This window comes from Paenibacillus sp. NPDC093718 (assembly GCF_050279985.1).
Taxonomy (GTDB): domain Bacteria; phylum Bacillota; class Bacilli; order Paenibacillales; family Paenibacillaceae; genus Paenibacillus_AQ.
Window position 1 is genome coordinate 56602 of the sequence record NZ_JBNNUS010000005.1, and the last position, 14389, is coordinate 70990.

Consider the following 14389-nt stretch of genomic DNA (forward strand, 5'->3'; position numbering starts at 1 on the left):
CCTCAGAGCTCGTTTATAGAGGATCACTCAGCTAGAGTCATTAGCTGATCGACCAGGAGGTTAGTCATGGATAAATTTGTAGTTGTAGCCATTGGTGGTAATTCGTTAGTCAAGGATAATGGCCGCGAGTCGATTAAGGATCAGTATGAGGCGGTATGTGAAATTGCAGCCAACATTGCAGACATGGTGCAAGCAGGCGTCAACGTGGTCGTTACCCACGGAAACGGGCCGCAGGTTGGATTCGAGATGCGAAGGAGTGAGGTTGCTTCCGAGGTCATCGGCATGAATGCCGTTCCGCTAGTGAACTGCGTGGCGGACACACAAGGAGGGATCGGCTACCAAATTCAACAGGCGTTAACGAATGAGTTTATCCACCGTAACATCACGAAAAAAGTAGCGACCATCATTACACAGGTTGAGGTCAGCGAAGCCGACCGTAATTTCCGGGATCCTTCCAAACCGGTGGGCTCTTTCTTCTCCCTGGAGCAAGCCGAGGAATTGAAGCGCGAGCATCCCGAGTGGGTGATGATTGAGGATTCGGGCCGCGGATATCGAAGGGTTGTTCCTTCACCTGCTCCCATTGATATTGTCGAGAAGGATGCCATCCGTTCGCTGATCGAGTCCGGCTGTATCGTGATTGCCGTCGGCGGAGGAGGTATTCCTGTCATCAAGACGAAGGACCATACCTATGAAGGCATCGATGCGGTGATTGATAAGGACTTCGCCACAAGCTTATTGGCAGAGCAGGTAGATGCCGAAACGCTGATCATTACAACGGGCGTGCCCCAAGTATTCGTGAATTTCGGTACGCCGGATCAGAAGGCACTGGAGGAGGTCACCGTTGAAGAGATTAAACAGTATGTGAAAGAGGGGCATTTCCCGAAAGGCAGCATGCTCCCCAAAATTGAGGCGAGTCTTAATTTTCTAAAGAAACCCGGACGCCGAGTCATCATTACGAACCCGGAAAGCTTAAGCGATGCCATCAGGAAACAGGCGGGCACTCATATTGTGAGTTAATGGCGCAAGCTGGTGGCCAATGAACCGCTATATCTACTTGGTTGAACATGGCCCGAGAGAGGATACTTTGAAAAAAGTACCTCTCTCGGGTTTCTTTGCGATGATACCCGCACAATCGGGCTCCTCGGGTTTTCCGCTGATTGATGGCGGACATGGGGAAAGGACCCAAAGAAGATACAACAGCAAATAGGTAAACAATTCGATGAGATTGTATGGCCAAAATTAGAGCCAGGAATTAAAGCTCAATATGAAAGATATGGTTATACTAGAATCAAAGGACCAGAAGCTCCTAGTCAACCGAATGGGAATTAATCAAGGAGAACATGTAATTTCTTTATTTGGACAAGATGGTAGAGAATACTTGAGACTAGATGTTTTCACTTCCCAATCTAGAACTCATACTCGGTGGCATTATCATACAAAAGATAATTGGCCTGACCATAAAGGTAATGTTGATGTATACCATAATTCACTTCCAAAATGGGGTTCAGAGTAAAATTGGATAAACGACGATTTTTGTTAACGTTTGGTCGTAATTTAGACCACAGTAATATCGACTACTTGGTAAGGAGCCGATTATCAAAATATAAGGGCGGGATCCAAGAGGATTATTTTAACCCCATTCTTCAAAAGAGGGCCGAAGTGATTTTGAACTACCAGATCATCGATACGAACTTTGATCGAATATCATCTAAGTATTATTTGGATGATTATCATATTACGGAAGCTCAGAAGAATGGTTTTTTACTTTCTTTAAAAAAGCTAAAGGGACTCACGTCTGGTGCGATCCGAGAATTCAAGGTCATGCCTTTTGTGTAGTGGATGGTATCGAGTACAATTTTTATGTTTATCGATCACTTGAAGGACAAGATTACCGCTTTCCTCAATATTATTCTGCTAACAGTAATGCTGATCCTATCGTGCATAGTCAACTGCATAAAATGCCTGAAGAAGAGCAGTATTTGCAGATACCAACCGATTTGAGTCCAGAAGCAAAAGATGAAATTACTATTAAATGGATACAGAAACTGATTAAAATGTAGTAAAAGGATAATTGAAGGAGTTAAGACCCTGAACATTATGTGGTCAAGCCCCATTTTATAGACACTGAAAAAAGACCCTAGGCTGTAAGCTGCTTCCGATACTCTATTGGAGGCAGCTTATTTAGTCTTCGTTGTGGCTGATGTTGATTGTAGAATCATAGATACTCTTTTGCTGATTCCATGCCTGTTGGAACGATTGGAGCACCTGCTTATTGTCGTCTCGATGACTTGTCTGGTAAGCAATAATATTTCTTGCCACGCGTCCTTCAGTAGAAGAACAATATTACTGACAACGCCTTCCATCTCACGCTCCTTTATCTGCGTAAACAACCCTTCTCCTGCGCTTTCGATGAATGGTACAACTCTGAGTTTGGCGGACGGCGTCTTTTATTTTTCTCATCCAGACCGCAATTTTTTGAAACGTGAAATATACTCCTTTGCTAATAATAAAAAGAGGAAAAAACACCATATATTCGAATATACTCTAGAAACCATAAGAAGAGAGGGATACGCTGATGAATATGCAGACTCTAGCAGAGAAAACGAGTGCCGGCGTGTTTAACGATATCCTGAAACGTGACTTTTCGCAGGACATGATATCTGAATTGAAACAGATGAGCGTAGACCAATTGGAAAATAAATTGAAAGACATATTAGCAGTACCAATAGATATATCCAAGGAGAGGGTATTCGAATATCTTCAATTGTATTATTCGGCATCTTGGCAGAATCTCTTCAAGGAGCTGAACATGCCCCGTGCTTTAAGTCTTTTGGAAGTCGGTGCAGGCGATGTCATTTACATTCCAAAGGCTGTAGACGCCTATTCCCATGAAGCGGGGTCCTATGTGACGGCCAACCTCAACAGGGACCTGACACGAAATTTCCAGGAGAAAACGAAAGGAATGGACGTCAACATAAGGATTGTTGAGGACGATGCCGCCAATATCGGTTTATATTATCCAGAGTCCTCTTTTGACGTTGTCGCTTTTCATCACGCTATTAACGATATCATCCAGACCATTATCGCTGATCGCGAGGGCATTGATACCGTAAATCAAGATTGGTGGACAATAGAGCCTCTAATGCTGCAAGCTGTTATGGATTATCACCGCAAAGGAATGCTAAAAGATGCAGCGTATCAAGCGTTTATCCAACTCATGGACACAAGCTGTAAACAGTTAAAGAGCGGAGGATACGTGGTATTCGATAACATTACTTATGCCGGATATGATGAAATGGGTTATTCCTCCGAATTTCACAACGACTATATCCAACTAGCTAGAGGTTGGATCAGCGAAGCGAATCTAGGTTTGGAAGAGATTGAAGTCGATTCGTATGATAAACAATGGTGGATGATATGGAGAAAAGTGTGATAAACCGCTCCTGATTGAAAAAGGAAATGTTGCCGGCAATAATAGAAAGGGGCTCCAATTCCAAATCTATATAATTGTCAGGAGTTGATACAGTGGTGAGTAAGCCCGTTATGCAGGTCGCTCTGGTCGTCGGACCGGATTGCGACATGGAGAGCCAAGCTGTAAGGGCGGCTCTGGAGTATTTCGGGGTGCGCGTCTTTACATACTGGATCGGGAGACCGAATGATCTGATCTCCGTCTTGTCAGGCGATGATCTATATGAAGGCACCGATATGATTTTGTTGAACTTTCACGGGGATGAGGGCAGCTTGATCATGCCGGAGCTCGGCGAAGAGGTATACGAGGAGGAGGAGCCGAGGGGCGGCTTCGGGGCCGATGAGATTCGGCGTTATGCGAAGCTGGACGGGAAGACGGTGATCGCGAACGGCTGCTCGCTGGGCGCTCCAGCACTGGCTGAAGCTTTCCTGGAGCGGGGCTGCAAGATGTATATCGGGCCGGATGACTATCCGGACGGCAACGATGCGCTGATGTTCGTTCTGCGGCTGTTCTATGAGATCGTTCAGCAGGGCAGGGACGTAAAGGAAGCCTTTGCCCAAGCAGTAGCGATGAGTGATGAACTATCCATGTATCGGTTGTATGAACGACAGGAATCATAGATAAAAATCCTACACCCCTGCTTATGCCTAGCGGGGGTGTATGTGCAATATAAGTACGATAGAGTACCCTTGGTATCTAGATACCCGTTCTATCCATTCTTCTCCTCGAAATACTCCTGATACTGACTTGGCGTGACGTGGGCGTATTTTTTGAAGATGCTTATAAAATACTTGTAGTCACTAAATCCGATATCCTGCGCGATGGTATAAACTTTGTTATCGCCAGACTTCAGTAATTCAATCGATTTCTGGATGCGATAACGATTGAGAAATTCATTAAACGTATAGCTGGTCTCTGCCTTGAATTTCTGGTTCAGGTAATAGGCGCTTAAGCCGATCTCCTCCACGAGATCATGAATGCTGATCTTCTTGGCATAATTCTCCTGTACATAGGCGATCATTTTGGCCACGTATTTTGAGGTTTTGGTTTCCTTCTCCAGAAATTTGCTGTTCAAAATCTCTTCTTTTTCCTGCGGATGATTCGAAATCACTTCATATTTGCGGATTAAATCCACTTTAGCTTTGGCCGATTCGAGTGCCGCGACCAGCTGCTCGTCCTCTAAGGGCTTTACCAGAAACTCGCTCACGCCTAACTGGAGCGCCTGCTGCGCAAGGTGGAATTCATTATAACCGGAGATAATAATGCTGCTGAAGGTATGCTGCTGCAAGCCTTCCCGAATCATCGTGATGCCATCCATGATCGGCATGGTGATGTCCGTTATGACGATATCCGGCTTGAGCTCGCAGATCTTCTCGTAACCATCCTGTCCATTCAGCCCTTCCTCAATAACGATGCAATCGTATTGAACCCAATCGATGCTGAACCGGATGCCCCTGCGAATCATATCCTCATCTTCGACCAGCAGTACTTTAAACATGATATCCACTCCATTCGTAAGGAATTGTTAGTGCTACGCAGGTGCCTTTTCCTTGCGCGCTGTCAATGTGGATGCCGGATTCTTCACCATATAGAAGAACTAAACGACGGTGAACATTATACAGCCCGATATGCTGCGTCGTGTTCGTCTGGCTTTGCAAAATCTGGTTCACTTCCTGCAGTCTCTCTTTACTCATGCCTTGCCCGTTGTCGCGAACCTCGAGAATGAGCTTGCCGGTGGAGGTGTAAATGTTAATCTCGATCAGCACATCACTTTGATTCTCATAACCATATTTGATAGCGTTTTCGATAATCGGCTGCAGCAGAAGCTTGGGGACGTATACATCCAGTGTTTCCTCCGCTACGGTAATCCGGTATTCCAGCCGATCATTGAACCGAATTTGCTGCAGCTTTAGATAATCCCGTACATAATTCATGTCATTCTTCAGTTGAACATTGCGATCATGTCCGATGCTGTACCTTAGCAAGCGGGATAGAATCAGCACGATGTCCTGGGCCTGATTGGCGTCGATCTTAATGGCATAGCGCAGGGTTTCCAGAACATTAAAAATAAAATGCGGATGAAACTGCGATTGCAGCTGCTTCACCTCAATAATGGTGCGAAGCTCCGACAGCTCTTTATTTTTCTCGATCAATTCCTTCAGCCGATCCAGCATCACATTGTACTCATCGCCCAGAATTTGAAACTCGTCATTTGTCTGAATGTCGACATAGCCATTGAAGTTTCCTTCGCGCAGCTGTGCCAAGGCATGAATTAATTTATCGATCGATTCGGAATTGCGCGTCGACATTTTGTTCGCCAGGAACTGGATCAACACCCACAGCAGCAGGCTGGCCGCAAGGACAAAGAAAGACACCGTATAATAGGTGTATTGCTCCGATTTATAGGAGTTTAGCGTAATGACTTGAATCGGCGTATCAGGGATACGTTTGGCATACATATAATACTTGCCTTCGTTCAGCAGAACATGTCCTCTGTTATCGAGCTTGGGGCTGAATTTGTTGAGAACGCCTTTGGTTACATTGCTGGTCGTGGCAATAATGGTGTTATGTTCATCGGTGATCATGGCAATCTCATTATTTTGTTCGAAAATCACCTTCTGAATGTCGGATTCGTACAGCTGATAGATGATATAGCCTATCGTCCGCTTGTCCTTCACGATGGCTTTGCCAAACGTGTAGCTCGTATCGCGGTCATGCGAATAACGAAAGCTGTTCATTTCGGTAAGTATGTCGCCGGGCCGCTGATCGATCCGATGAAGGAGATTGCCGAAGGCAAAATTGGAATACAGTGCATCCGCCGGGGCGGAGCTTGCCAGGAAGACCCCGTCCGTATTGACGATATGAAAAATACTCTTTACCTTCTGCCTGTTGTTGAAATCATAGAAAGCAGAATACACTTGTTCGCTGCCCAGATGCGAGCTTACATAATTGATCACGGTAGGAGAAACGGCCATCCGGTGAATCTCCTCGTAGTACTGCTGATACACGCCGGAAATGGATTGACTGATGGACTGGGCGGCTTCGGTCGTTTTTTGGGTTAGGTTCATTCTGCCATTAATAATCGTGAACGCCAAAAACAATACGATTAAGATGGAGAACGGGATCATCGTATAGATGCGAAATAAATGACGGGTTGATTCCTTGAAATTACGATAATGTGTTGGTTTCATGCTGCCCTCCATCTGCGATAAGGCCCTCGATCCTATTATACTGACTCGCGGTAACCGCAGATAATCCAAATACATCCAAGCCGCCCTTCATGCTGCAGGTGTCGACTTGGATGTAGTCTTTCGTTATGAATTCTTCACATTACATGGAAACTTCCTTCTGTCCGGAGAGCTTCAGGAAGACGAGCAGCGACACGACCGTAATGACGGTAAGAATGGTTGACAGCGCTGCCGCCACGCCGTAGTTCCCGCGGATGACCTCGGTGTAGATGGCAACCGTTACGGTCTTGGTCTTGCCTGTATAAAGAATGATCGAGGTGCTTAGTTCGGTTATGATGGTAATCCAGCTTAAGATCGCGCCGGAGACGACGCCTGCCAGCATCATCGGAAGCGTGATTTTGAAGAACGTCTTCATCTGGGAAGCTCCCAAACTGATCGCCGCTTCCTCGATCCCATCGTTAATCTGATGCAGAATGGCCGCGCTGGATCGAATCGTATAAGGCAGCCGCCGGATGACAAACGAAATGATCATGATGACGGCTGTTCCGCTTAGCGCCAGCGGCTTATTGTTGAACGTGATCAATAGAGCAATCCCGAGTATGGAGCCCGGAACGATATACGGGAACATTGTGAAGATATCCAGCGTATTTGTTAATGCATTCTTTCTTCGAACGGTTACGTAAGCAATCAGTATCGCTAGCAGAATGATGGCGACCAGCGACACGATGGCCAGAAAGAACGTGTTCAGAATGACGCCGCCAATATTACTGAAAGCATCTTGATAGCTTTGGAGCGAAAATCCCTTTACAAAAATTCTACCATTGGATTTCAGGAACGATGTATAGATGACATAGAGCTGCGGCAGCAGTGCGATTAACGTATACAGATAGATAACGGCATGAGCCGCGATGTTGCCGATGCCCTTTTTCTTTTTGGCTTCGATCGGATGAAGTGCACTCATCGTAAAGGATTTACGATTAGCTACGAATTTTTGCAGCAGGAATATCGTAGTTGCGAACAGAACGACGATGACACTGATCGCCGCCGCAAAACCGTCATCGCCGCCGACCTCACTGATGAACTCGTTAAAGATCAGCACAGGCACGGTCTTGTATCCCTCACCGATCAGCATCGGCGTACCAAAATCGGCAAGCGCGCGCATGAAGACGAGCAGGCCGCCTGCCAGCAAGGTTGGCGTAATGAGCGGGAGGAGCACTTTGCGCATTTTGCCTAAGCCTGTATAACCCATGCTCTCGGCTGCTTCCATCAACGATTGATCCATATTCTTCAGTGCGCCGGACACATACATGAAGATCAGAGGGACCATCTGCAAGGTTAAGACCACTAAGATCCCCGTAAATCCGTAGATATCCGGCATCGTAATGCCGAATGTGCTGCTAACGAATTTCGTAATGACGCCGCTTCTGCCCAGCAGCAGGATCCAGGAGTAAGCGCCAATGAAAGGAGCCGACATCGAGGAGATCAGAATCATGACCCGAATGGCCGAACTGCCTTTAATCTTCACCGTTGCCATGATGTAGGCCAGCGGCGTTGCGATAATGGCGGCAAGCAAGGTTACGCTGACGGTGACTTTCACGCTGTTGAACAGCGCGTTTAAATAATAGGGCTTACTGAAAAACTTCGTGAAATAGGCGAGGGAAAAATCGCCTGTCGTACCGTTGTACACACTCTTGAACAGCATCGTAAACAAAGGCAGAGCGAGAAAAAGAATGTAGAATACAAAGATCAGTAACGAAATGTTGGTCCAGACGTCAAATCGTTTGCGCGTCTCTCTCATAGCCGAGCGCCCCTAGTATAGTTCAGTTCGCCTGCCGCATCATAGACATTGATCTTCTCTTTTTTCACTATGAGATAGATGACTTGGCCAGGCTCGAGGATCTGTGACGTTTTCGATTCCTGCGTGATCTCCATGCGTTGACCGGACGACAAGTCCACAAAATAATGGGTGTTCTGCCCCAAAAATACGCTGTGCACAATCGTTGCTTTCATGCCGGTTTGGTCCTCGGTTAGAATGAACTCTTCCGGCCGAACCGAGATTTGAACGTTAAGTGTATCAGCCTTGGCATCGGATTTCGGAACCTCGATGTTAGACAGCTCTTCCATATAACCGGAGCCGAAGTGCAGGACATAGCTGTCTGCCAATTTGGTTAATGTACCCTCGAGAATGTTGGTACGGCCGATAAAGGTTGCAACGAATACGTTTGCAGGACGCTGGTAAATCTCCTGTGGCGTTCCGAGATGCTGAATCACGCCGGATTTCATGACGGCGATGCGGTCGGATACCGCCATGGCTTCCTCCTGATCGTGCGTAACGTAGACGGTGGTAATCCCGACTTCTCGCTGAATGTCTTTAATGGCGTTACGCATGTCGACCCGAAGCTTGGCATCCAGGTTGGATAGAGGTTCATCCATCAGCAGGACATCCGGGCGGATAACGATCGCTCTGGCTAGCGCAACGCGCTGCTGCTGGCCGCCGGACAGATTCTTCGGCATACGATCTTTATAGGGCTCGATCTGAACGACCTTTAAGATCTCATCCACCTTGGCGTTAATCTCCGCTTTGGATAATTTTCGATTCTCCAGTCCGAACGCGATGTTTCCTTTGACAGTTAAGTGAGGGAAGATCGCATAGCTCTGAAAGACCATCCCGATATTCCGCTTGCCCGGTTCCACCTGGTTAATAACGCGCTCGTTAAAATGAATGGTTCCGCCTTCAATGCTGTTGAAGCCGGCGATCATGCGCAGCAGTGTCGTCTTGCCGCACCCGGAAGGCCCGAGAAGGGTGAAGAATTCACCCTTTTTAATCTCCAGGGACAGCTCGGGAATGACGGTTGTGTCGCCGTATTTTTTGATTAAGTCTTGAATGGTTATGGTTACGCTCATGGTTGTCACCTGATTCTATAGTTTATTTAACGCTAGTGAACAAATCGACATAACGCTCAACGATCTCGGATTTATGCTCGCTGACATAGTCTGTGTCTTCATCAATCATGTGGATCTCTTCATAAGGCTTCATGTGGTCGCCAAGCTTCGTATCCTGGCGGATCGGACGGTTCGTTAATTGCGTGCCGAATGCATCCTGCGCTTCTTGAGACAGAATGAAGTCGATGAATTTCTTGGCGTTGTCCATATGCGGCGCATCTTTGATAATGGCAGATCCCGCATCCAGGAATACCGCGCCTTCTTTTGGATATACGATTTCTACTGGAGCGCCGTTCTTTACATAGGTGCTGGAAGGGTCTTCGTAGGTAAGGCCGACCACATATTCACCGTCTGCCACGCTTTTGTGAACAGCACCGGAACCGCTCGCGATTTTGCCGTCCAGGTTCTCAATCAGTTGACCGACGTAGTTCCAGCCTTGTTCATTCTCATAATCGCCGCCCATCGCTTTCAGCATGTTGGTTAACTGGGCGAAAGCGGAGCTTGAGCTTGCCGGGTCAGCGGAAGCAATCTTCCCTTTGAGCTGTGGGTTTAGCAAATCCGCATAACCTTCGATTTTGATGTCGCCGATCAGATTTTTGTTCACGAGCAGCACGCTGCCATCCGAGATATAAGGGGTAGCGAAGCCCGACGTATTGCGGTGACCCTCCATTAAGTTCTTGTCTTCAGGCGATACGTAAGGCTCGTATAAAGCTTCATTTTCACGGAAACCGGCCATAGAACCACCGAACATCACGTCAGCGTAAGGGTTCTGCTTCTCGGACTGTAAGCGCTTAATAATTTCGCCGGTGCCAGCCGTTACAAGCTCAACCGTAATCCCGGTCTGCTTCTCGAACATCGGAATGATGGTCTTGATGATCTCCTCGCTATTCGGACTGTAGATGACGAGTTTATTAGACGAAGCCGAGTCGGACTCGCTGCTTCCGCAACCGCTTAGCGCCCCAATAATCAACACGCAGGTTAACAGTAAAATCGACAGCTTTTTCATGTATAATCCCCCTTGAACAAAGTTCATTTCGTAATTGCATGTTCATTGTAGCAAGCTTGGTACCGTTTACATAATCCCATAATCCGCAAACATCGTCTAAAATACGCAACCTATTTTGGAGTAGAAAGAGATCTGGGTCGATATCCTTTTAAAGAATGCTTTCAGATCTGTTAGGGCAAGATATGGTTTGGAACAACGTCTGGCAAGATGAGCTGTTCCTGTCACAAATTTCGAAGGAGTGAGATGGATGGCTAATAAAAACGATCGTAATCAAAAGGTTGATTCTGACCGCGACACGACCAACATGGATATTGAAGCTGGAGAAGCTTTAGGAACAGCTGGCGGCGGCGTCGTGGGTGCTGCTGTAGGTTCCGTTCTGGGTCCAATCGGCACGATTGCCGGCGGTATCGCAGGCGCAGCATTGGGAAACAAAGCCGGCGACGCTGTAGACAATGACGACAACAATTCAAAATAAACGGCGTTAACACTACCATCTGTACGAGTGAAGATAAGAGGCCCCGCGGAATCCGGTACCTTCCATTATTCGTAGCTGTATGGTTAGATAAAGAACCGCGCTCCCGCGCGGTTCTTTCATTTTTACATATAAGTTCTATGTAGCAGTAAACTTCAACTCCCTTCGCTTGACATATCACTACGTGGTGTAGTAGGTTATAATCACTACAACGTGTAGTAATAAGCTCGTTATGGACGCATAACGACGTAAAGAGGTGTTCACCGTGAACCAGGTTCAAAAATTATCGGATACTGAAATGGAGCTTATGGAGGTGATATGGGAGTGTACGCCGCCCGTCACATCCACCGAACTGCTCGCTCTGTTTGCCCAGAGAGGAAGAGAGTGGAAGGCACAGACCATCTCCACCTTCCTATCGCGTTTGGTGGACAAAGGGGCACTTACGGCTACGAGGGATGGACGGACAAATAAATATACGCCTCGCATTTCGCCTGAAGATTATAAGCTCATGGAAACGCAGCATGTTCTGGACGGATTATATCAAGGCTCGGTTAAAAATCTAATTTCAGCTTTGTATGACGGCGAAAAGCTTTCAGATGAAGATATTGTTGAGCTGAAGCAATGGTTTTCGCAAAAGTAGGGGGGCTTATGAATACGATTCTTGAAATGCTGTTTACCCTTACCGCTGCTGGAAGTGCCGTCGTAGCCAGCATGCTTGTCCTGCGGATCGTATCCGTCAATGCCTTTCCTACAAAGTGGCGTTATGGAATGAACAAAATGGCAATAGGCTTCTATCTTTTACCCGTAGTTCTTGGTATTCAGTGGATCTCGCCGCTTTTTACATTCAATGCAACAGCAACCGTCCCCATCGTGAACGAGCTGCCTTCAACTGTGCAGCATGCGCTGCCCGGTCCATACTTAGGGATTCATCCGGAGCCGCTCATCCGAGATCAGACCATATCAGCAAACATAGCACTTCCCCTAATTGTCCTATGGGCAGTCGGCGCTATAGCTTTTGCTGCATGGCAGATGTATTGTTATCGCAGATTTTTAAAGAAACTAGAACATACACGTACCACCGTTCCGACAAGCAGCGAAGCAGCTAAACAGCTCTCTTTCATCAAGGAAGCCCTTGGTGTGAAAAGCAACGTCAGGCTTGCCTACAGCTCCCTCATTCGGAGTCCTGTTCTTGTCGGCCTATGGAAACCAACCATTTATCTCCCTATAGAGAATACCGTGAACATGGACATGGTGATCCGACATGAGTTGATCCATCTGAAACGGAAAGATTTATGGGTCAAAGCGTTCACGCTCGGAGCAAGCGCCTTACATTGGTTTAACCCTTTGGTGCACATTCTTCGCAAGGACATTCATATATGGAGCGAGCTGTCATGTGATGAAGAAGTCGTAAAAGAGATGTCCTATGCCGAGCGAAAACGCTATGGGGAGACGATCTTAAGCGTCATGGCAGGATCAAGGAATTTACCCGTGCAATTTTGTGCCTCCTTATCCGGTGACGGCAAACAATTAAAGAGGAGATTAATGATGATGCTGAATGTAAAGAAACAAAAAAAGAAAACGATGTATCTCACGATAACAGCGGTGTTTTTGGTTGCTGCAATTAGCACATCCGCAGCGGCATGGGCTTCTAACCATACGCCCAGAGTCATTGGAAATGAGGAGAGTCATGCAGAAGCTCAACCAAAAGAAGCAGCCCCTAGACCGGTACCTTCTGAAACCGTCGTTGAAAGTGAAGGAAACGATGTTGAAACTCAGCTAGAGGAAGCTCGTCCTGTAGCAGTCGTTGAGAATGAAGGAAACCATGTTGTAGATTATCCCCAAGAAGCTCATCCTGCACCTGCAGCTGAGAATGTAGGAAACAACGTTGTAGTTCCTCTTCAAGAAGCTGCCCCTTCGGAGGCGGTCATTGAGATTGAAGGAGACCAAGATGTAGCTCCTCCAACAGCTCGTCCAGTAGACGATGGTGATAAGAAGTCTCATCCAAACGAGACCCCCCGGATACTTCCATTACGATAAGATCCATGACGCTAGAAGAACTTGCCGAGTATAATTTTGATAAATAAGAAACCGTCATTTTTTTACAAAAAGCACTGTCATTAGGGCAGTGCTTTTTTTGTGGTTTGTACACTACTTATCAATAAGATGGGTTGATAAAACTAAAGAAGAAGGCGATTCCTCTTGTTTGGCTTCATACAGAATGGCTCAGATAGCATCTGTAGTTGTAGCTGTATAAGCCCGCCTATGGTACGATATGAAGGATTCGCAAGCGACCTAGCTAGCAAATCATGCGATCATAGACATGGGATTGGGGATAACATCTTGAAGACGTTTAAGAAAGTTTACATAGAAATCACGAGCATCTGTAATCTGGCCTGCACGTTCTGCCCGCCGACAGAGCGTAAGGCCAACTTCATTAAGGTGGAAGACTTTGCGAGAAGATTGGATGAGATCAAGCCGCATACGAGTTACATTTATCTGCATGTTAAGGGAGAACCGCTGCTTCATCCGAAGATCGATGAGCTGCTGGATATCAGCCATGACAAAGGGTTCAAGGTCAACATTACGACCAACGGCACGTTGATCGCGAAGAACCGGCAGAAGCTGCTGGGCAAGCCGGCTTTGAGACAGATGAACTTCTCGCTTCATAGCTTTGACGGTCACGAGGGCTCCACGAACCGGGAGGGATATTTGCGGGAGATTCTTTCCTTTGTTCGTGCTGCCGAGGAGCATAAGGTCATCTTTTCGTTCCGATTGTGGAATCTGACCCAGGATAACCAAACGAACCTAGAGAAAAGCCGGAACCGCCAGACGCTCGAAATTCTGGAGCAGGAATTCAATCTGGACTACCGGATCGAGGAAAAGGTTGAACCCGGTGGTGGTGTGAAGGTGGCCGACCGTGTTTATCTCAATCAGGATTATGAGTTCCAGTGGCCAAGTCTGACAGCCCCGGAGGATGAAGGCAAAGGCTTCTGCCATGCGCTGCGCAGCCAGGCGGCCATTCTGGTAGACGGGACGGTCGTGCCGTGCTGTCTGGATGGGGAAGGGGTCATCAATTTGGGCAATATCCATCAGAAGTCCTTCTCGGATATTGTTGACGGGGAGCGGGCGAACAATCTTGTGGATGGATTTTCACGGCGGGAAGCTGTTGAGGAGTTATGCAGAAAATGCGGGTATCGGCAGCGGTTTGGAGCATAAACAAGAGGCGGAGAAAAATTCCGCTTCTTTTTTTATACTAATGTATGGTATCGTTATATGTTATGACGTAAAGGAACGGCTTGTGGAGACTCTAT

Annotated in this window: 12 protein-coding genes; 7 read left to right on the top strand and 5 right to left on the bottom strand. The window is 47.0% G+C overall.

Annotated features, from left to right (window positions below; translation table 11 throughout):
- Nucleotides 1-66 precede the first annotated feature (66 nt).
- The 3 genes from ACQKPA_RS16060 (at nucleotide 67) to ACQKPA_RS16070 (ending at nucleotide 4089) form a co-directional block, all read left to right on the top strand.
- Entirely contained in the window at nucleotides 67-1017 is a 951-nt protein-coding gene (locus ACQKPA_RS16060) for a carbamate kinase (protein WP_427493611.1), read from the top strand.
- Nucleotides 1018-2575: 1558 nt separating this feature from the next.
- The gene (locus ACQKPA_RS16065; RefSeq protein WP_427493612.1) at nucleotides 2576-3433 is read left to right on the top strand and encodes a hypothetical protein; all 858 of its coding nucleotides are present in this window, start codon (nucleotides 2576-2578) and stop codon (nucleotides 3431-3433) included.
- A gap of 95 nt (nucleotides 3434-3528) precedes the next feature.
- Nucleotides 3529-4089 (top strand): delta-aminolevulinic acid dehydratase, encoded by a 561-nt coding sequence (locus tag ACQKPA_RS16070; RefSeq protein ID WP_427493613.1) that lies wholly within the window; start codon nucleotides 3529-3531, stop codon nucleotides 4087-4089.
- Between the two features lie 89 nt (nucleotides 4090-4178).
- Here ACQKPA_RS16070 and ACQKPA_RS16075 read toward each other — a convergent pair whose 3' ends face one another.
- The 5 genes from ACQKPA_RS16075 to ACQKPA_RS16095 all read right to left on the bottom strand — a co-directional run bounded on the left by ACQKPA_RS16075 (nucleotide 4179) and on the right by ACQKPA_RS16095 (nucleotide 10606).
- On the bottom strand, nucleotides 4179-4967 hold the full coding sequence (locus ACQKPA_RS16075; RefSeq protein ID WP_427493614.1) for a response regulator transcription factor: 789 nt from the start codon (nucleotides 4965-4967) through the stop codon (nucleotides 4179-4181).
- Entirely contained in the window at nucleotides 4960-6660 is a 1701-nt protein-coding gene (locus ACQKPA_RS16080; protein WP_427493615.1) for a sensor histidine kinase, read from the bottom strand. Before ACQKPA_RS16080 ends, ACQKPA_RS16075 begins: the two co-directional genes overlap by 8 nt.
- 139 nt (nucleotides 6661-6799) lie before the next feature.
- Nucleotides 6800-8455, bottom strand: a complete 1656-nt coding sequence (locus ACQKPA_RS16085) for an ABC transporter permease (protein WP_216533079.1) — start codon at nucleotides 8453-8455, stop codon at nucleotides 6800-6802.
- Complete coding sequence (locus tag ACQKPA_RS16090; protein ID WP_427493616.1) at nucleotides 8452-9561, bottom strand: ABC transporter ATP-binding protein; 1110 nt, start codon at nucleotides 9559-9561, stop codon at nucleotides 8452-8454. Before ACQKPA_RS16090 ends, ACQKPA_RS16085 begins: the two co-directional genes overlap by 4 nt.
- 22 nt (nucleotides 9562-9583) lie before the next feature.
- On the bottom strand, nucleotides 9584-10606 hold the full coding sequence (locus tag ACQKPA_RS16095; protein WP_427493617.1) for an ABC transporter substrate-binding protein: 1023 nt from the start codon (nucleotides 10604-10606) through the stop codon (nucleotides 9584-9586).
- A gap of 247 nt (nucleotides 10607-10853) precedes the next feature.
- On the opposite strand from ACQKPA_RS16095, the gene ACQKPA_RS16100 reads away from it, so the two are divergent.
- The 4 genes from ACQKPA_RS16100 (at nucleotide 10854) to ACQKPA_RS16115 (ending at nucleotide 14294) form a co-directional block, all read left to right on the top strand.
- Nucleotides 10854-11081, top strand: coding sequence for a glycine zipper domain-containing protein (locus ACQKPA_RS16100; RefSeq protein ID WP_427493618.1), 228 nt, complete (start codon nucleotides 10854-10856; stop codon nucleotides 11079-11081).
- A 262-nt stretch (nucleotides 11082-11343) separates the two neighbouring features.
- Complete coding sequence (locus ACQKPA_RS16105; RefSeq protein WP_427493619.1) at nucleotides 11344-11718, top strand: BlaI/MecI/CopY family transcriptional regulator; 375 nt, start codon at nucleotides 11344-11346, stop codon at nucleotides 11716-11718.
- 8 nt (nucleotides 11719-11726) lie between these two features.
- Complete coding sequence (locus ACQKPA_RS16110; protein WP_427493620.1) at nucleotides 11727-13115, top strand: M56 family metallopeptidase; 1389 nt, start codon at nucleotides 11727-11729, stop codon at nucleotides 13113-13115.
- Nucleotides 13116-13418: 303 nt separating this feature from the next.
- A complete protein-coding gene (locus tag ACQKPA_RS16115) occupies nucleotides 13419-14294 on the top strand; it encodes a radical SAM/SPASM domain-containing protein (RefSeq protein WP_427493621.1) in 876 nt (291 codons plus the stop codon).
- The last annotated feature ends 95 nt before the right edge of the window (nucleotides 14295-14389 follow it).